The organism is Mesorhizobium sp. WSM4313, from assembly GCF_002294725.1.
Lineage (GTDB): Bacteria > Pseudomonadota > Alphaproteobacteria > Rhizobiales > Rhizobiaceae > Mesorhizobium.
Genome location: NZ_NSFT01000002.1, coordinates 326,425 through 344,841 on the forward strand (window position 1 = coordinate 326,425; position 18,417 = coordinate 344,841).

Below are 18,417 nucleotides of genomic sequence, written 5' to 3' on the forward strand. Positions count from 1 at the left end.
GATCGCGAAGCTGCCGGCAACCCGTCGGCGCCAAGAAGTCCAGGCAAGGACCGGGCTCGCGAGCGCAATCCGGACGAAGAATTTCAACCGTGGCACGGATTTCTCCGCGCCGCGCCGGTCAAGGTTTGCCCGCGGGCAGCCAGGCAAGATGAGAGAGGGTTCAAACATGCTGATCTCCCAGATCCTCGACGACGCCGAGACGATCCGCGTCGTCGCCCGCAATGGCGGCGGCAAGACCAGGGTCATCAACGGCGCGCGCAGCGTCTATTCGCTGGCTATGGAGGCCGCGCGGACAGGCACGGGCCTCGAGGCATTGATCGAGCGCAAGGGCTATGGCGAGACGGTCGATCTCGATGCCGCCTATAAGAGGGGCAGGCTGGTCTCGCCGATCAACCATCCGGACCCGGCGCATCTGCATCTCACCGGCACCGGGCTCACGCATCTCGGCTCCGCGGCAACGCGCGATTCCATGCACAAGAAGCTCAGCGAGGGCGGCGAGGCGGAACTCACCGATTCCATGAAGATGTTCCGCATGGGCCTCGAAGGCGGCAAGCCGGCCAAAGGCCAGGTCGGCGTGCAGCCGGAATGGTTCTACAAGGGCAACGGCACGATGGCGGTGGCGCCTGGCGCACCCCTGATGTCGCCGGCCTTCGCGCAGGATGGCGGCGAGGAGCCGGAGATCGCCGGCATCTATGTCATCGGCGATGACGGCGCGCCGTTCCGCGTCGGCTTCACGCTGTCGAACGAGTTCTCCGATCACGTCACCGAGCGGGTGAACTATCTGTTCCTCGCCCATTCCAAGCTGCGCAACGCCTCGTTTGGCCCTGAAATCCTGATCGGCGAGCTGCCCGCCGATATCCGCGGCGCCTCGCGCATCTGGCGCGACGGCAAGCTGCTCTGGGAAAAGCCGTTCCTGTCGGGCGAAGCGAACATGTCGCACACCATCGCCAATCTCGAGCACCACCATTTCAAATATTCGGCCTTCCGCCAGCCGGGCGACGTGCATGTGCATATGTTCGGCACCGCGACGCTCTCCTTCGCCGATGGCATCAGGACCGAGGCCGGCGATACGTTCGAGATCGAGGCGCCGGATTTCGGCTTGCCGCTGCGCAATCCGCTGGAGATCGAGAAGCCGGTCAAGGTGGCGGTGAAGGCGCTGTAGCGCCGATCTCCCGGTGACTGGCAGGCCAGAGGGGCGCGAAGGAAGCTGCCTCTTCCACTTCGTCATTCTAGGCGGAGCAAGGAGCGAAGCGACGCGCGCAGACTCTAGAATCCATGCCGTGACATTGGGCGTAGACTACTGCCGTCCAGAATAACCGTTGGCGCAGCGCCAGCTAAGATCGCAACATGACAGGCTATTTTTACATGACCGCGAGCCAGAAGGTGGCACGCTATTTCGGTGTCGCCAATGACCTTACCCACCGCATGCCCGGGCACAAGACCGGCCAAGGCTCCAGAAGATCATCCTGAATGGTTCGAGTTCTCTCACGGAATTGGCTGGTGAGCGTTCGGCACCGTGGCGGCGCTCAGGCGTCACGGCATGGATTCTAGGGTCTGCGCGCGCCGCTTCGCTCCTTGCTCCGCCCTAGAATGACGAAGAACAGATGGGACGGCGCGTCCCCTTCCGGACATCTCCCCACTTGGACCTCACCGCGCTGCCCGAAAATGCTTGGAGAGCTTCAGGCCCTGCGCCTGATAGTTCGAGCCGAGTTCGGTGCCGTAAAGCGCCTGCGGGCGTTTCAGCATGTGCTCGTAGACCAGGCGGCCGACGATCTGGCCGTGGTCGAGGATAAAAGGCACCTCGTGGCTGCGCACTTCGAGCACCGCGCGGCTGCCGCTGCCGCCGGCGGCGGAGTGGCCGAAGCCCGGATCGAAGAAGCCGGCATAGTGAACGCGAAACTCGCCGACCAGCGGATCGAACGGCGTCATCTCGGCGGCGTAGAGCGGCGGCACGTGCACGGCTTCTCGGCTGACCAAGATATAGAATTCGTCCGGATCGAGCACCAGTTCGCCGGCGCCGCTCTTGTAGATCGGCTCCCAGAAATCGACGACATCCTGGGCGGCGCGCTTGTCGACGTCGACCAGCCCGGTGTGGTGCTTGCCGCGGTAGCCGACAAGGCCGTCCTTGTCGCCGTCGAGATCGATGGAGAGTGCGATGCCGCCGCCTGAAATATTGGGTGGCTCGGTGGCGACCAGCATCTCGGCGCGGTGAAGGTCGCGCAGCTCATTCTCCGAGAGCACCGCGTTGCCGGTGCGGAAGCGGATCTGCGACAGCCGCGAGCCGGCGCGCACGACGATCGGGAACGTGCGCGGGCTGACCTCGAGATAGAGCGGCCCGCGGTAGCCGGCGGCAATCTTGTCGAACTCATGGCCGCGATCGGTCATGACGCGCGTGAATATGTCGAGACGGCCGGTCGAGCTCTTCGGATTGGCCGAGGCGGATACGTTCGCCGGCAGCGCCAGGCTCTCGAGCAGCGGCACGATATAGACGCAGCCGGTTTCCAGCACCGCGCCCTCTGCAAGGCTGATCTCGTGCAGCTTCAGCCGCTCGAGCTTGTCGACGACCCGATGATCCGGACCCGGCAGGAACGAGGCACGCACGCGAAACGCCTTGTCGCCGAGCCTTAGATCGAGGCTGGCCGGCTGGATCTGGTCGGCGTCCAGCGCGCGCGGCGACTTCAGCGCCTTCGCCTCGAACAGCGCTGCGATGTCCTGATCCGGAAGAATGCCTGTTTGCCGCAAAGGCTGGCTCCGTTCACAAGGCCGGGCGAGGATCTAAGCAGGCTCTTGCCGCCCGGCTGGTACAAACCTCTTAATGAAGCCGGCAATTGACGCAAGCGCGGCGCGGGTCTAAAGGGTCGTTATCCCGTGGTGATTTGGCCGGTCGGCTTGCAGCCACGTTAAACAAGTCGCTAAAGGACCGTCGAGCCGCAAGGCTATATGGACCGGTTGCGACTTCGCGGCCGGTTTTTTTGTGTCTGAAAGCAGGGCTATGAGCACCAAGAAGCGCAACTGGAAACCTCAGACGGCACTCGTGCATGGCGGAACGTTGCGTTCCGGTTTCGGCGAGACATCCGAGGCGATGTATCTCACCCAAGGCTATGTCTACGAGACGGCGCAAGCGGCGGAAGCCCGCTTCAAGGGCGAAGAGCCGGGCTTCATCTATTCGCGCTACGCCAACCCGACCGTCGACATGTTCGAAAAGCGCATGTGCGCGCTGGAAGGCGCCGAGGATGCCCGCGCCACCGCTTCCGGCATGGCCGCAGTAACCGCCGCGCTGCTCTGCAGCGCCAAGGCCGGAGATCATATCGTCGCGGCGCGCGCCCTGTTCGGCTCCTGCCGCTGGGTGGTCGAGACGCTGGCGCCGCGCTACGGCATCGAGGCGACGCTGGTCGACGGCACCGACATCGCCAATTGGGAAAAGGCGATAAGGCCGAACACCAAGCTGTTCTTCCTGGAAAGCCCGACGAACCCGACGCTGGAGGTGGTCGACATCGCCGCCGTCGCCAAGCTCGCCAATTCGATCGGCGCGCGGGTGATCGTCGACAATGTCTTCGCCACGCCGCTGCAGCAGAAGCCCTTGCTGCTCGGCGCCCATATCGTCGTCTATTCGGCGACCAAGCATATAGATGGCCAGGGCCGCTGCCTGGGCGGCGTCATCCTGTCTGACAAGAAGTGGATCGACGAGAACCTTCACGACTATTTCCGCCACACCGGCCCGAGCCTGTCGCCCTTCAACGCCTGGACGCTGCTCAAAGGCCTGGAGACGCTGCCGCTGCGCGTGCGCCAGCAGACCGAGAGCGCCGGCAAGATCGCGGATTTTCTTGCCGGCCGGCCGGAGATCGCCCGCGTCATCTATCCGGGCCGCGCCGATCATCCGCAAGCGGATATCGTCAAGAAGCAGATGTCGGGAGGCTCGACGCTGATCTGCCTCGACGTCAAAGGCGGCAAGCAGGCGGCCTTTGCCTTCCAGAACGCGCTCGACATCGTGCTGATCTCGAACAATCTCGGTGACGCCAAGAGCCTGATCACCCATCCGGCGACGACGACGCACAAGAACCTGAGCGACGAGGCCCGCGCCGAGCTCGGCATCGGGCCAGGCACGCTGAGGCTCTCCGTCGGCCTGGAGGACAGCGACGATCTGCTGGAAGACGTCGAACAGGCGCTGAAGGCAGCAAAATAGAACGCTGAGAACGCCGCGGCCGGAGCCTTCCAGAGCCGCAATTCCGGACGGAAAACCGTTTCACACTTTTCCTGGAATTGCTCTAGGCGAGCTCCTCCAGCTCGGTCATCGCCTTGGTGCGGATGGTCATGGCGTTGCCACGCCATTCGACGGCGCCGCCGAACCAGGCGCGCGCCCAGATGGCCGGCAGCAGGGCATCGCGCACAATCATCGCGGTGACGCTGCGTGGCGACAGGTACCAGCCCTTGGCAAAGGCCAGCAGCCATTCCGGCAGGTAGGCGATCGCCAGCACGCCCAAGGCCGTCGTGGGCAGGCTGACGCCGGCGCTTGCCGCTGCAATCAGCGCCAGCAGCAGCGGCACCGCAGCGCCAGTCAGGATCTCTGGCGCGAAGAACAGTGGGAAGGTAACCCGCCGCAGCCGCGCCCAGCGCGTCTGGCGCGACCAGATCTCGGCGAGCCTGCGCTGGCCGAGCGGCTGCTCGAATGGCGAGGCGACGAGGTTGACGTTGAACCCCAGGCCGTTGACCAGCTTGGTGGCCGCCGCGTCCTCGGCGATCTCGGCGGCCAAGGCCTGGATGCCACCGTTGGCGTCGAGCATCGGCTTGTTCCACAGCATGCTCTTGCCCTGGGCGAAGCCAAGGCCAACCGCCTCGCCGGCATACTGCCAGCGCGCCTGCAGCGTGTTAAGGAAGGCGCATTCGACTTCGGCCCAAAACCCGTCCGGCCGCGAGCCGATCGGCGTCGAGCAGACGAGGCCGGTATCCGGCCGCCATGCCGCCATCAGGTGCTGGACATAGTCTCTCGGCATCAGCACGTTGGAATCGGCGAGGATCACCCAATCGTGTCGCGCCGCCTGCCAGCCCTTGACGCAGTTGTTGAGCTTGGGATTGGCGCTGACGCGATCGTCGCCGATCAGCAGCCGCGCGGGAATTTTGGGGTGGCGTGCGATCGCCGCATCGATCAGCTTGACCACCGGGTCTTCGGCATGCGCGACGCAGAAGATCAGCTCATAGCGCGGCCAATCGAGAGAGAAGGCGCGCTGCAAGGTCTCCGGCGTGAACGGCTCGACGCCACGCGACGGCACGATGATGGAGACCGGCGGCCGCGCGCTGGGGAGCGGCGCGATGATATGCCGCCGCTTCAGCCGCGACGAGGCGAGCAGGATGCTGGCGAGATTGAAGGAAAGAAGCGCTGACGAAGCCAGGCCGGCTGCGATAGTCAGTTCCATCGAGATCTGGTCACCCCCGACAGAGAGTTTCACCGTTTCACGCAAACGGCGACCCACTCCATCTCCTTGTTTTCACGCAATTCCGGACGGAAGGCTACGGCGAAGGCGCCGAGCCTAACCGCTCGCGCTTTCCTGGAATTGCTTTAGGCCGCACGCGGCCGTTTCAACTGTTACAGAGCGCCCGAGTCGCCCGGCACGGTTTGTGCACACCAACATTGTCATGTGTCACCTAAATGACATTGTTTTTCGGCACCTGCACTTACAAGGCTGGCAGGATGGTCGGCGCTGCGTTTATCAAGAGCGGAGCGTGACATATTTTCCGCGGCGGCAACCGGAGTGGCCCATGTATCGCGCAGTGACGCGCAACATCGAAGTGCTGGTCAGGCCCTTCTATCTGGAGGACCGCTCCGATCCGTCCGAGAACCGCTATGTCTGGGGCTATCAGGTGACGATCGACAACCGCTCCGACGAGTTCGTGCAGCTTGTGTCGCGCTACTGGCACATCACCGACGGCCAGGGCCGGGTCGAGGAGGTGCGCGGCGCCGGCGTTGTCGGCGACCAGCCGGAACTCAATCCCGGCGACAGTTACCAGTACACCTCGGGCTGCCCGCTCTCGACGCCGTCAGGCATCATGGTCGGCCACTACACGATGCGCAACGGCCGCGGCGAGACGTTCGATATCGCCATTCCGGCTTTCTCGCTCGACATGCCAGGGACAAGGCGCACGGTGAACTAGCCGTCGGCGACAGCCTCTTTCTCCCCCGTTTCACGGGGAGAAATGCCCGGCAGGGCAATGAGGGGCGGCGCCGGGCTTCTGAGATTTTCCTGGAGGCGGACGACCGTGTCGCTATGATCGCCAACGTTGGCGCCGCCCCTCATCCCCTTCGGGCACCTTCTCCCCGTGGAACGGGGAGAAGGAAGAGAGCTCACTTCGCGAATTCAGCCGGGTCGAAGTCGTATTGGGTCGAGCAGAACTCGCAGGCGACATGGATGCCGCCCTCCTCGGTCGATTCCTTGATCTCCTCAGCCGAAAAGCCTTCGAGAATGCCGCGGATCTTGTCGCGCGAGCAGGAGCACTGGTCGGCGACAGGGACGCCGCGGAAAACGCGCACGCCGTGTTCGTGGAACAGCCGGTAGAGCAACCGCTCGGCGCCCACCGTCGGGTCGATCAACTCGGTCGGCTCGATCGTGCCGAGCAGCGCCAGCAACTCCTGCCAGGAATTGTCGGCCGGCTGGTCCGCAACGTCACGCGGATCGCCGTCGCCGCCGGAAATATCGGGAACGCGCATGCGCTCCGGCGATCGCGGCAGGAATTGCGCCAGGATGCCGCCGGCGCGCCACTGCTCGCGCGCGCCGGCCGGACCGGGCGTGACCAGCTTGGCGACCGACATCTTGATATCGGTCGGGATCTGCTCCGACTGCCGGAAATAGGTGCGCGCAGCGTCCTCGAGCGAGGTGCCGTCGAGCTGGACGATGCCCTGGTAGCGCTGCGTATGTGCACCCTGGTCGATCGTCAAGGCCAAGACGCCGTCGCCGAGCAGCGTCTGCTGCGAGGTCTCGCCGGCGGCGGTCAGCGCCTGCAGCCGGTCGGCATCGAAGCGCGCATAGGCGCGCAGCGCATGCGGCGTGGTGAAATCAGCCACCAGCATGTCGACCGGACCGTCGGTGCGGGTTTGCAGAATGAACTTGCCTTCGAACTTCAGCGAAGTGCCGAGCAGCACGGTGAGCACGCAGGCTTCCGCCAGCAGGCGGGCGACCGGCTCGGGGTAATCGTGGCGGCTCAAAATAGCGTCGAGCATCGGCCCGAGCTGCACGGTGCGGCCGCGCACATCGAGCGGCGCGACCTCATAAGGCACGACATGATCGTCGCCGGCGAAGCCGAATTCACCGAGTTGGGGTTTATGCTCAGCCAAGGTCTGGGTTTCCAACATGACAATACTCCGGGGCGCAGCCATGCCGCCCGGTGAGCCGCATGCGTCGAAGCGCGTTCGATTTACGTGATGGCCCGCAAATAGGCATCACATGTCCCCAGATCAAGTTGAGCCCGATCGGGCCGGAAGCGGTCAGGTCCAGCCCTTCTCACGCGCCCAGACACCAGGCCAGCACTGCCTTCTGGGCGTGCAGCCGGTTCTCGGCCTCGTCGAAGACCACCGAATGCGGGCCGTCGATCACCTCGTCGGTGACCTCCTCACCGCGATGCGCCGGCAGGCAGTGCATGAACAATGCATCGGGCTTGGCTTTCGCCATCAGCGCCGCATTGACCTGATAGGGCAGGAAGACGTTGTGGCCGCGGGCGCGATGCTCCTGGCCCATGGAGACCCAGCTGTCGGTGACGACGCAGTCGGCCTGGTCGACGGCTTCCTCGGCGGACCTGGAAAACCGAACCTTGCCGCCATTGGCTTTCGACCAGTCGACATATTTCTCGAAAGGCTCGCTGCCTTCCGGCACCGCGACATTGAGGTTGAAGCTAAACCGCGCCGAGGCCTCCAGGAGCGAATGCAGCACATTGTTGCCGTCGCCGGTCCAGGCGAAGGTCTTGCCGGACACCGGACCGCGATGCTCCTCAAAGGTCATGATGTCGGCCATGAGCTGGCAGGGATGCGTGTCGTCGGTCAGCCCGTTGATCACCGGAACGGTGGCGTTCTCGGTGAGCTCCAGCAGCCGGTCGTGCGAGGTGGTGCGGATCATGATGGCGTCGACGTAGCGCGACAGCACTTTCGCCGTGTCGGCGATGGTCTCCGAACGGCCGAGCTGCATTTCGGTGCCGGTCAACATGATGGTCTCGCCGCCGAGCTGGCGCATGCCGACATCGAAGGACACGCGCGTGCGCGTCGACGGCTTGTCGAAGATCATGGCCAGCACCTTGCCATCGAGCGGTTTTGAACACTCACCCGCCTTGAGCCTGGTCTTTCGCGCCACCGCGTCGTCCAGCATGATGCGCAGGTCGCCCGCGGAAACGGCGGACAGATCGGTGAAGTGGCGAACACTCATCGGCAGGTTCCAGAAATTATTTGGCGGCTTCGGCGGCAATCGCGTCGGTCAGGCGCTTGGCGCCGACGCGAATGCGCTCCAGCGCCTCGCCGATCTCCTCGTCGGTGACGGTGAGCGGCGGCAGGAGGCGGATGACGTTGTCGCCCGCCGGCACGGCAAGCAGGTGCTGGTCGCGCAGCGCCATGTTCACCTTGGCGTTGGGCATGGCGCATTTCAGGCCGAGCATAAGGCCGGTTCCCCTGATGCCCTCGATGACGTCGGGGAATTCATCGGCCACCCCCGCAAGGCCCTGCTTCAGAAGCAGCGCCTTGCGCTGCACGTCCTCGAGGAAGCCGTCGGCCAGCACCACGTCGAGCACGGCGTTGCCGACGGCCATCGCCAGCGGATTGCCGCCGAAGGTGGTGCCGTGCACGCCGGCCGTCATGCCGGTCGCCGCCTCGTCGGTGGCAAGGCAGGCACCCATCGGAAAGCCGCCGCCGATGCCCTTGGCGATCGCCATCAGATCGGGCGTGACGCCTGCCCATTCATGCGCGAACAGCTTGCCGGTGCGACCGATGCCGCACTGGACCTCGTCGAAGATCAAAAGCAGGCCGCGCTTGTCGCAGAGCTGACGCAGCCGCTTCAGCGATTGCGTCGGCACCGGGCGTATGCCGCCCTCGCCTTGCACCGGCTCGATCAGGATCGCCGCGGTCTCCGGCGTGATCGCCTTTTCAGCGGCGTCGATGTCGTCGAAAGCCACCTGGTCGAATCCCTCGACCTTCGGGCCGAAGCCTTCGAGGTATTTGTACTGGCCGCCGGCGGCGATCGTCGCCAGCGTGCGGCCGTGAAAGGCGCCCTCGAAGGTGATGATGCGAAAGCGCTCGGGATGGCCCTTGACGAATTGATAGCGCCTGGCCGTCTTGATGGCGCATTCCAGTGCCTCGGCACCGGAATTGGTGAAGAACACCTTGTCTGCAAAGGTCGCCTCAGTCAGCCGCTCGCCCAGCCGGCGCTGTTCCGGGATCTCATAGAGGTTGGAGACGTGCCACAGCTTGGCGGCCTGCTCGGTGAGCGCCGCGACCAGATGCGGATGGCCGTGGCCCAGCGAATTCACCGCGATGCCGCCGGCGAAGTCGAGATATCGCTCGCCCTTGTCGGTGACCAGCCAGGTCCCCTCCCCGCGGTCGAAAGCCAGGGGTGCGCGGGCAAAGGTCTCGTAAAGCGCCGAACCGCTCATTATATGCGTCTCCGGAACCGGAAATCAAAAAAGCCGCCAATGCGGCGGCCTTTGCGGCTTATCATGTTTTTCGGCCATGAAGTCAACGAAAACGTCACGCAGAAGCGCGTGGCAAGCCCCTGACGCCACGCCGGCTCATAAGTAGGCCGGCAAGTTGGGGAAAACCGAAAAAACCGAATCGTGTTGCCCTGGGGACTCTTGTCACCGAGTCAGCGCATAAGGTATTTGTAGTCGAGAAATAACTAGATTTCGTGCGGCGGACCTAATCACCCGGTATATGTGGTGTTGTTTGCCCGGCGAGAGCCGGGGGCGGGAAAGGATTCTGACTGTCGTACGCCTCAGCAGGAGCGCGGTCTCATGAACTGGACTGACGAGCGGGTCGAACTTCTCAGGAAATTGTGGTCGGAGGGTCTGAGCGCCAGCCAGATCGCTGCACAGCTCGGCGGGGTGAGCCGCAACGCCGTCATCGGCAAGGTGCATCGCCTGAAGCTGTCGGGCCGGGGCCGCGCAACGGCCGCTCCGGCGCGCCAGAAGAAAGCGACGCAAGGCGCCTCGATGCAGAAATCGGTGACCCGCGCCGCGAGTGCCACGCGTCACGTGACCACCACCATCGGCGCCACCGCGCTGCAGGTGCAGTTCGACGCCGAGCCGGTCGCGCGCCACTACATCCGACCGGTCGAGAACGTGGTCGTGCCGATCTCGCGGCATCTGCAGCTCGTCGAGCTGACCGAACGCACCTGCAAATGGCCGAACGGCGATCCGCTGTCGGAAGACTTCAACTTCTGCGGCAACGACGCCGCCGAAACGGGACCCTATTGCAAGTATCATTCGCGGGTGGCGTTCCAGCCGGCCGGGGAGCGGCGCAGGGCGCGCTGAGCGAATAGCGAATAGCGAATAGCGAATAGCGAATAGCGAATAGCGAATAGCGAATAGAACTAGATAGAGTTTCGCGAAAGGGCAACTTATTTCCCCTACTCGCTATTCGCTACTCGCCCCCTACTCCCTTACTCCCCTATTTCACAGCCATCCATTCTTCTTGAACCGCCAGTACAGGAACGCGCAGATGAGCGCGATCGCCACCAGGACGGCCGGATAGCCGTATTCCATCTTCAGTTCCGGCATGTCGGAGAAGTTCATGCCGTAGATGCCGGCGAAGGCCGTGGGCACCGCCAGGATGGCCGCCCATGAGGCGAGCTTCTTGGATATTGCGGTTTCCTGGCTCTGCCCGACCAGCAGACTGGCTTCGAAGGCGAAGGCCAGAACCTCGCGCAGGGAGTCGATCTTTTCCTGCACGGTGCGGATGTGGTCGGTCACGTCGCGAAACAGCGGATGCATGGCGGCATGTATCTGCGGCAGGTCGGCGCTGGTCAGCCGACGGCAGACCTCGACCAGCGGCAGCGCCGCATTGCGCAGCCGCAGCAGATCGCGGCGCAGCATGTAAAGCCGCTCGATATCGGAACCGGTCATCGGCTTCAGAAGCACCTTGTCCTCGATCGCCTCGACCTCGTCCTCGATCTGCTCCAGCACCGGCATGTAGTTGTCGACGATGAAGTCGAGGATGGCGTAGAGGACGAAATCCTCGCCTTTGGCGAGCGAATGCGGGCAGCTCTCCCAGTGCTGGCGCACGGCGGCGTAAGAGGTCGACGGGCCGTGCCGGACGCTGACAATATAGCCGGCGCCGACGAACAGATGCGTCTCGCCGAAAGTGACACGGCCGTCGATCAATTGCGCGGTGCGGGCAACGATGAAGAGGGCGTCGCCATATTGCTCGATCTTCGGGCGCGCATGCGGATGCTCGGCATCCTCGATCGCCAAATCATGCAAGTGGAATTGCGCCTGCACCCGGAGCAGCAGGTTGCGATCGGGCTCGAGCAGGCCGATCCAGACGACATGACCGGGTTTTGCCGCCCATTCGCCGGCCTGCTCGATGGCGATGTCGGCGATGCGCTTGCCGCCCGAATAGACGCTGGATGCAATGATGCCCGACATAGGGGCCGGGGTCAGGTTTCGAACTTGTTCCATCGCAAACCTCCCGAGACTGCGACTGACAAAATCGCTGTCCCTGGAGGAGCTTATCCTAAATCAGGAAGCCATTCGAGAGGCGGCGGTTCACTTAGCCGGCACCGGGCCGGGAAGCACGACCTTGTCGGTCTTGTCGCCTTTCGGCCGGTCGGCTGGCATCTGGTCGCCCGTGACGATGTAATAGATCGTCTCGGCGATATTGGTAGCGTGGTCGCCGATGCGCTCGATGTTCTTGGCGCAGAACAGAAGATGCGTGCACGGTGTGATGTTGCGCGGATCTTCCATCATGTAGGTCAAGAGCTCGCGGAACAGCGAGGTGTACATGGCGTCGATCTGGTCGTCCCGGTCGCGCACGAGGCCAATCCTCTCGACCGAGCGCGAGGCGTAGACGTCGAGCACTTCCTTGAGCTGCGTCAGCGCCAGATTGGCAAGCGCCTCGATACCGCGGAAAAGGCTATTCGGCTGGCGGCCGTCCACCGAGGCCACCCGCTTGGCGACGTTCTTGCCCAAGTCGCCGACACGCTCGATATCAGCCGAGATACGGATCGCGCCGACGATCTCGCGAAGATCCGTCGCCATCGGCTGGCGCCTGGCGATGATGATGATGGCCTTGTCGTCGATCTCGCGCTGTCCTTCGTCGAGGACGAGATCGTCCTGGATGACCTTCTGCGCGAGGCCATGGTCGACATTCACCAGGGCCGCGACCGCCTGTTCGACCATGCGCTCGGCATGGCCGCCCATCGCGGCGATGCGCTTCGACAGGAATTTCAGCTCTTCATCATAGGCACTGGCGATATGAACGGACTGCATGGATATGCCTTCCCGGCTTGTGCCGGCTGGTGCGTTCCCTCAATCCGTCGCTGATACGTGAACCGCATGACAGAAAGAAGAAAATCCCGGTTGGTAACCGATATACGATCAGCGAGCCGGCAAATGAACCGTGAACGCCGCGCCCTTGCCGACTTCCGACTTGATGGACAATCTTGCGTTATGACGGGTCAATATATGCTTGACGATCGAAAGGCCAAGCCCGGTGCCTTTCTGGGCGCGGCTGTTTTCGACATCGACGCGGTAGAAGCGCTCGGTGATGCGCGGGATGTGCTCTTCGGCAATGCCCGGACCATAATCCCTTATCGTGACGTCGAAGCCCGGCTGCTGGCCATCCTCGCCGCCGGCGACCGATACGGTGACGCGCCCGCCTGACTGGCCGTATTTGCAGGCATTCTCGAGGAGATTCTCGAAGACCTGGAACAACTCGTCGCGATCGCCGGGGACGACAAGCGGTGCGTTGGCGAACTCCCGCTCGATGACGACGCCGTTCTCACTGGCCAGCGGCCCCAGCGAATCGATGACGCTGTCGATCGTCTGGCGAAGATCGACTTCCGTGCCCGGTCCCAGATAGGGTTTCATCTCCAACCGCGACAGTGAGAGCAGATCGTCGATCAGGCGGGCCATCCGGCCGGTCTGGTTCTGCATGATCTGCAGGAACTGGTCGCGCGCCGCCGGATCGTTGCGGGCCGGCCCGCGCAGCGTCTCGATGAAGCCGGCGATCGAGGCAAGCGGCGTGCGCAGCTCATGGCTGGCATTGGCGATGAAATCGGCCCGCATGCGGTCGATGCGGCGCGTCTCGCTTTGATCCTTGAACACCAGCACGTAAAGGCCTGTGGCATGGCCGACCGTGGACGCGCTGACCCGATATGTGCGTTCCACCGGCAGCTTTTCGGTGTAGTCGACCGCATCGGAAGCGACTTCCCCGGCAAGGATGCCGTCGAGCAGCGCCTGCATTTCCGGGGCGCGGAACTTGAGCGACAGCGACATACCGGGCGCCAGTCCTCCAAAGGCGGCGAAGGCGGCAGCGTTGGCGTGAACGATGGTGGCGGAATGGTCGAAGATGATCAGCGGGTCGGCGACCGCGGCGGCCAGATATTCGCCGGAGAGCCTCTGCAGCCCGCTAGCCTCGATCGCTGCCCCCACATCGGCCGGCTGGCGTTCGGCATCTGCGGGCAGCATCGCCGCGGCCGCCAGCGCGGCCAGGGCCAGCAGCAGCACATAGGCGGATGAGCCGGCGAAAAAATAAACGGCAAGGACCGCGAGAACGCCTGCGCCAAGCAGCCAGCGGTTGCGCGCCAGCCGCCCGGCCAAGGCTCGCCCCTTGTTGTCTTGTCCCGCGCCCGTCTCTGCCATAGGCCCGCGCCACCCCGCATCCCGTTCGACCGGTCAGCCGGCTCGCTGGACCGGCCTGACGCATGGGACCCTGGAAATCAGGATCGATTTTCGCGAAGGTTCATGCGCAAGATCAAAATGCTGCAGCGTCTTTGCGCTGCACAGGCTCCATAGCATGAGTCCGCAAACTGGAAAGGTTCGTCCGGATGAAAAAAGCCAAGGAAACGGCCGAAGCGGTGCCGGCCACGGCACCGATCAAGATCAAGATCGGCGGCAAGGAGCGCGAGTTCGACATCGACAATCCGGTGCTGCCCGACTGGATCGAGGACAACAAGCTTACCGCCGGCGGCTATCCTTATGACAAGAAGATGAAAAGCGAGGACTACGAAAAGGAGCTCGAGGAGCTGCAGATCGAACTGGTCAAGGCGCAGGCTTGGCTGCAAGCCACCGGCAAGCGGGTGATGGCGCTTTTCGAGGGTAGAGACGCGGCCGGCAAGGGAGGCACGATCTTCGTGCTGCGGCAATATATGAACCCGCGCACGGCCCGCAACGTCGCGCTGCCCAAGCCGACGCCGACCGAGGCGGGGCAATGGTATTATCAGCGCTATGTCGATCATTTCCCGACTTCGGGCGAATTCGTCACCTTCGACCGCTCCTGGTACAACCGCGCCGGCGTCGAGCCGGTCATGGGGTTCTGCACGCCGGAGCAGCATGAGAAATTCCTCGACGAGACGCCGCATTTCGAGCGGATGATCTGCAACGAAGGTATGCATTTCTTCAAATTCTGGCTGAATATCGGCCGCGAAACGCAGCTCGAACGGTTCCATGACCGCCGCTGGTCGCCGCTGAAGAACTGGAAGTTCTCGCCGATCGACATCGCCGGCGTCGGCAAGTGGGATGACTACACCAGGGCGCGCGACCAGATGATCGAGCGCACGCATAAGGAGTTCTCGCCCTGGATCGTCGTGCGGGCCAATGACAAGCGACGCGCCCGGCTCGCGGTGATCCAGCGTATCCTGCTTTCCCTGCCTTATGACGGAAGGGACCTCGACGCCGTCGGCAAGCCTGACAAGAAGATCATCGGCGAGGGGCCGGAATTCCTCAAAGACTAATTGTTGTTCTTCGTCTGGAACCGCTGGCCTGCCCTACCCGCGGGGTAACGCGGTTCCGGACGGGTTACAGCGCCGCGCGCCTTTCGGCTCGCGCGGCGCTGAGGTTTCATGCCGGGCACTCAGGCGGCCAGGCGAGCAATCCGCTGCAGCCGCTTCAGCGTGGTGTCATCCTGAAGCGCCTGCTGGAACAGCGTGATCTCGTGGTCGATGCGGTCGCACAACACGTCCGTATTTCCCTTGAGCAGGCTGCGCGTCTGCAGCAATGCCGCAACAGGCTTCTTGGCCAGCTGTTTGGCCCTCGCCAGCGTTGCTTCCTCGGCGCTGCCTTGCGTCACGATCTCGCCGACCAGGCCCAGCGCCTTGGCGTCTTCGACGCCCAGCGTATCGCCCAGGCAGAAGAAGCGGAACGCACCGGCATAGCCGAGCTTCTGGGGCGCCAGAATGCTGGTCGCCGCGTCCGGCACCAGGCCAAAATCGACGAACGGCACCCTGAAGGTGCTGCCCCTGGAAGCGATTACCATGTCGCAGTGGAACAGGATGGTGCAGCCGACGCCGACGGCATCGCCGTCGACGCAGGCAAGGACCGGCTTGGGGAAGGTCGCCAACATACGGAACATGTCGGTGACGGCGGCGATCAGCTCTCGGTGCTTGGTGGCGTCGAGGAACTCCGAGAAGTCCCCGCCAAGGCAGAAGCACCCGGCAAGGCCGCGCAGCATGACGACGCGGACCTCGTCGTTGACCGCCGCATCGCGCAAGGTCCTGGCAAGGCTCGCATAGGCATGCCTATCAAGCACCGGCCGGCCGTCATGCGAGGACACGGTGACGACCAGCGTATGGCCGCGCAGTTCCGGTTCGGGATGGAAACTCATGACCGCCTCCATCACGAAGCCTGCTTGAGGCCGAGCAGACCGGGATAGCCCCTATTCAGCACCGGCAGGTGGTGGTTGCGACGGGCCCGCACGACATCGAGCGTATGCTCGGTGAAGGTGAGCAGCGTCGCCACGACCTGCTGGTTGCCATAGGTGCGCTGGTAACCGAGCGGCGTCGCCAGGAAGTGCAGTTGCAGGGCGCGCAGCACCCACATCGGCTCGAACTCGATGATGACCTGGTTGACGTTGCGCTTCAGGCCCCATTCGACGAAGCCGGCGATCAGCTCGGTGCCGACCGTCGAGACGCCACGTTTGCCGTCGCGAAAACCCGGAGCCACCGCGTAGCGGGTCAGTTCCCACACATTCGGCCCTGAGGGGGACGGTCCTTCGCAGAGATCCGACAGAACATCCGTCAGAAGATGCGGCCGTGTGGTCGGCAGCATGCGCTGGTAACCAGCCAGTTCGCCGTTGCGGATGACGAGGTGGTGTTCGGCCTCGTCATGATCGAACTGGTCGATCTCGAGCTGGTCCGGACGGTCGAGATCGGTCCAACCCATCTCCTCGACGAAGATCTTGTAGCGCAAGCGATGGACCGCCTCCCAAAGGTCGGGGCGTTCCATCAGTTCCTGAGTGGTAAGGGCAAAGAGCATTAGCCGTCTCCTGGGCTTAAGAGGAAGATACGGCCGTGATGTCCCTTAAAATATTGCGCGAAGGCGCAGGCAAGAATTTCCAGGTCGGCACGGCCGACCTAGCTAATATAACCGCGCCTAATCGCCTCCGCGACCGCCTGTACCCGGTTGGCTGCCCCGAGTTTGCTCTTGGCGTTAAGAAGGTGTTTCTCGGAAGTGTGTTCCGAGATGCCGAGGATTTGCGAGATCTCCCATTCGGACTTGCCGACGGCGGCCCATTGCAGGCACTCCCGCTCACGCGCCGTCAATTCTATGTGATCGATGACGCTGTCGGCCTTGGTGTGCAGTTGCATGGCGCGGCCGATCGCATAGGTCGACGCGAGCGAGACCATTCCGAATTCCGCATCCGACAGTTCAACGGATTCGCCGCCCAGCGAGACCATCACGATCTGGCCGTCGAGCGTGACCAGCGGAAACGCCAGGCCGTCGCGCAGCTTGAACTCGCGCGCGTCGCCCATGACTTCGTCGCTGTTCTTGTCGATCAGGGCGTTCTTGGAAGCGTCCCGCCATTGGAACGGCGCCTGAAGCTGCTTCATGTGGCTGACGACCGGGTCGTGGTCGACATAGTTGCGCGCCACATAGCGCTCCAGCCATTCGCCGGGCCAATCGCAAAGCATCACATGCTGTTTCTGCCGGCCGCGCGGCGTGCCCGGCTGCGGCACGGTTCCCGCCATCAGTGCGGTCAGGCCGAAGCTCGAGGTGATGCCGAGCAGCCTCTCGCAGACCGCGGCCGCGGTGCCAGCATGCTGCAACTGGTCTATGTATTCCAGAGTTCTGTCGAACAGGCCCATCGCAACATCTACCCCATGTTGCTTCTGCTTTTTCATTACCGACGGTAGATGCCCGAACCCCCCTTCGTCATCAACCCCCGCGTCGCAATCTCCTCAGCAAAACCGGCAGCTTCCCCCTTCCGGCACGCAAGGTCACTTGCACACGTGCTAAAGCATACGCTGAATTTGGCGGCTTGAAATCAAAAACCGTTGTGCCTGCCCCCCTTTTCATACGAAAAGCCAAGAAAGCTGTCTGGCGGAGCCTTATCGTGAAATTGCGGTGGATATTTCTGGCCCTGATATCGGCACTGACCGGCGCGCTGCCCCTTGCCGGACCGACTCAGGCGGCGGAGCCGCAGGTGCCGGTGCTGTGGGACGCCAAGGAACGGCTGCCGAAGCCCGATCTTTCCGCGCTGCCGCGGCTCAGATTCCTCACCACCACCGATTTTCCGCCGTTCAACTTCCTCGACGGCGCCGGCCGCCTGTCGGGTTTCCACATCGATCTGGCGCGGGCGATCTGCGCGGAACTGGGCGTCGCCGAAAAATGCCAGGTCCAGGCTTTGCCGTGGAACGAACTGGACGATGCTCTGCAGAAAGGCGAAGGCGAGGCGATCATCGCCGGCATCGCCGCGACGCCGGACAGCCGCGAGAAATACGCCTTCTCGCGCTCCTACATGCAATTCCCCGCGCGCTTCATCATGCCCAAGGCGAAGGCCTTCGCCGAGCCGATCCTCGACAAGCTGCGCAGCAAGCGGGTCGGCGTCGTCGCCGGCTCGGCGCATGAGAAAATGCTGCGGGACTACTTCAACACCGTGCAGGTGGTGACCTTCGACACACCGGAAGACCTCTATGCCGACCTCAAGGCCGGCAAGGTCGACGCCGCCTTCGGCGATGGCATGCGCTTTGCTTTCTGGCTGGGCGGCTCGGACGCCGCCGGCTGCTGCCGCTTCGCCGGCGGTCCGTATCTGGCGCCGGAATATCTGGGCTCGGGCATGGCGATCGCCACCCGCAAGAACGACACAGCGCTTGCCGCCGCCTTTGACTACGCGCTGCAGGAAATCTCGATCAAGGGCACCTTCGCCGAGTTCTACCTGCGCTATTTCCCGGTGAGTTTTTTCTAACCGGTTATCCAGAAATTCCGAACAGAAGGCTGCGGCGAAGTCGCCGAGCCTAA

At 63.5% G+C, this 18,417-nt stretch carries 18 protein-coding genes and 1 riboswitch; of the genes, 7 read left to right on the forward strand and 11 right to left on the reverse strand.

Going from position 1 to position 18,417, the window contains the following annotated elements; all coding sequences use genetic code 11:
* Positions 1-166: 166 nt before the first annotated feature.
* Positions 167-1,162 (forward strand): AraD1 family protein, encoded by a 996-nt coding sequence (gene araD1 / locus CK219_RS06270; protein ID WP_095766187.1) that lies wholly within the window; start codon positions 167-169, stop codon positions 1,160-1,162.
* Between the two features lie 185 nt (positions 1,163-1,347).
* Complete coding sequence (locus CK219_RS32555; protein ID WP_280950859.1) at positions 1,348-1,470, forward strand: hypothetical protein; 123 nt, start codon at positions 1,348-1,350, stop codon at positions 1,468-1,470.
* Positions 1,471-1,647: 177 nt separating this feature from the next.
* On the opposite strand, the gene CK219_RS06275 is transcribed toward CK219_RS32555, so the two are convergent.
* Positions 1,648-2,742, reverse strand: a complete 1,095-nt coding sequence (locus CK219_RS06275) for a 2'-deoxycytidine 5'-triphosphate deaminase (RefSeq protein WP_095765890.1) — start codon at positions 2,740-2,742, stop codon at positions 1,648-1,650.
* A 116-nt stretch (positions 2,743-2,858) separates the two neighbouring features.
* Positions 2,859-2,936: riboswitch (SAM riboswitch) on the forward strand.
* 56 nt (positions 2,937-2,992) lie between these two features.
* Between CK219_RS06275 and CK219_RS06280 the strand changes: the two genes are divergently transcribed.
* The gene (locus CK219_RS06280; protein ID WP_095765891.1) at positions 2,993-4,183 is read left to right on the forward strand and encodes an O-succinylhomoserine sulfhydrylase; all 1,191 of its coding nucleotides are present in this window, start codon (positions 2,993-2,995) and stop codon (positions 4,181-4,183) included.
* Positions 4,184-4,265: 82 nt separating this feature from the next.
* Here CK219_RS06280 and CK219_RS06285 read toward each other — a convergent pair whose 3' ends face one another.
* Positions 4,266-5,411 carry a ceramide glucosyltransferase gene (locus CK219_RS06285; protein WP_095765892.1) on the reverse strand — a complete coding sequence of 382 codons (1,146 nt, stop codon included), beginning with the start codon at positions 5,409-5,411 and terminating at the stop codon, positions 4,266-4,268.
* A gap of 343 nt (positions 5,412-5,754) precedes the next feature.
* Between CK219_RS06285 and apaG the strand changes: the two genes are divergently transcribed.
* The gene (gene apaG, locus CK219_RS06290; protein ID WP_095765893.1) at positions 5,755-6,147 is read left to right on the forward strand and encodes a Co2+/Mg2+ efflux protein ApaG; all 393 of its coding nucleotides are present in this window, start codon (positions 5,755-5,757) and stop codon (positions 6,145-6,147) included.
* Positions 6,148-6,337: 190 nt separating this feature from the next.
* Here apaG and CK219_RS06295 read toward each other — a convergent pair whose 3' ends face one another.
* The 3 genes from CK219_RS06295 to CK219_RS06305 form a co-directional block, all read right to left on the reverse strand.
* Positions 6,338-7,366 carry an Hsp33 family molecular chaperone gene (locus tag CK219_RS06295; RefSeq protein WP_095765894.1) on the reverse strand — a complete coding sequence of 343 codons (1,029 nt, stop codon included), beginning with the start codon at positions 7,364-7,366 and terminating at the stop codon, positions 6,338-6,340.
* Positions 7,367-7,490: 124 nt separating this feature from the next.
* Positions 7,491-8,402, reverse strand: a complete 912-nt coding sequence (gene argF, locus CK219_RS06300) for an ornithine carbamoyltransferase (protein WP_095765895.1) — start codon at positions 8,400-8,402, stop codon at positions 7,491-7,493.
* A gap of 16 nt (positions 8,403-8,418) precedes the next feature.
* Positions 8,419-9,618 carry an aspartate aminotransferase family protein gene (locus tag CK219_RS06305; RefSeq protein WP_095765896.1) on the reverse strand — a complete coding sequence of 400 codons (1,200 nt, stop codon included), beginning with the start codon at positions 9,616-9,618 and terminating at the stop codon, positions 8,419-8,421.
* A gap of 357 nt (positions 9,619-9,975) precedes the next feature.
* Here CK219_RS06305 and CK219_RS06310 point away from each other — a divergent pair, with 357 nt between their 5' ends.
* Positions 9,976-10,494 carry a GcrA family cell cycle regulator gene (locus CK219_RS06310; protein WP_095765897.1) on the forward strand — a complete coding sequence of 173 codons (519 nt, stop codon included), beginning with the start codon at positions 9,976-9,978 and terminating at the stop codon, positions 10,492-10,494.
* A gap of 141 nt (positions 10,495-10,635) precedes the next feature.
* Here CK219_RS06310 and CK219_RS06315 read toward each other — a convergent pair whose 3' ends face one another.
* The 3 genes from CK219_RS06315 to CK219_RS06325 form a co-directional block, all read right to left on the reverse strand.
* Complete coding sequence (locus CK219_RS06315; RefSeq protein ID WP_095765898.1) at positions 10,636-11,640, reverse strand: magnesium and cobalt transport protein CorA; 1,005 nt, start codon at positions 11,638-11,640, stop codon at positions 10,636-10,638.
* An 87-nt stretch (positions 11,641-11,727) separates the two neighbouring features.
* Positions 11,728-12,450 (reverse strand): phosphate signaling complex protein PhoU, encoded by a 723-nt coding sequence (phoU, locus tag CK219_RS06320; RefSeq protein ID WP_095765899.1) that lies wholly within the window; start codon positions 12,448-12,450, stop codon positions 11,728-11,730.
* A gap of 108 nt (positions 12,451-12,558) precedes the next feature.
* Positions 12,559-13,824: an ATP-binding protein gene (locus tag CK219_RS06325; protein ID WP_095765900.1), complete on the reverse strand. Its 1,266-nt coding sequence runs from the start codon at positions 13,822-13,824 to the stop codon at positions 12,559-12,561.
* 185 nt (positions 13,825-14,009) lie between these two features.
* Between CK219_RS06325 and ppk2 the strand changes: the two genes are divergently transcribed.
* A complete protein-coding gene (ppk2, locus tag CK219_RS06330; RefSeq protein ID WP_095765901.1) occupies positions 14,010-14,915 on the forward strand; it encodes a polyphosphate kinase 2 in 906 nt (301 codons plus the stop codon).
* 119 nt (positions 14,916-15,034) lie between these two features.
* Here ppk2 and CK219_RS06335 read toward each other — a convergent pair whose 3' ends face one another.
* From CK219_RS06335 to CK219_RS06345, 3 genes are all read right to left on the reverse strand, one after another.
* A complete protein-coding gene (locus tag CK219_RS06335; protein ID WP_095766188.1) occupies positions 15,035-15,784 on the reverse strand; it encodes an enoyl-CoA hydratase-related protein in 750 nt (249 codons plus the stop codon).
* A gap of 11 nt (positions 15,785-15,795) precedes the next feature.
* Complete coding sequence (locus tag CK219_RS06340; protein ID WP_095765902.1) at positions 15,796-16,434, reverse strand: acyl-homoserine-lactone synthase; 639 nt, start codon at positions 16,432-16,434, stop codon at positions 15,796-15,798.
* Between the two features lie 98 nt (positions 16,435-16,532).
* The gene (locus CK219_RS06345) at positions 16,533-17,264 is read right to left on the reverse strand and encodes a LuxR family transcriptional regulator (RefSeq protein WP_095765903.1); all 732 of its coding nucleotides are present in this window, start codon (positions 17,262-17,264) and stop codon (positions 16,533-16,535) included.
* Positions 17,265-17,527: 263 nt separating this feature from the next.
* Between CK219_RS06345 and CK219_RS06350 the strand changes: the two genes are divergently transcribed.
* On the forward strand, positions 17,528-18,364 hold the full coding sequence (locus CK219_RS06350) for a transporter substrate-binding domain-containing protein (protein ID WP_224545082.1): 837 nt from the start codon (positions 17,528-17,530) through the stop codon (positions 18,362-18,364).
* Positions 18,365-18,417 lie beyond the last annotated feature (53 nt).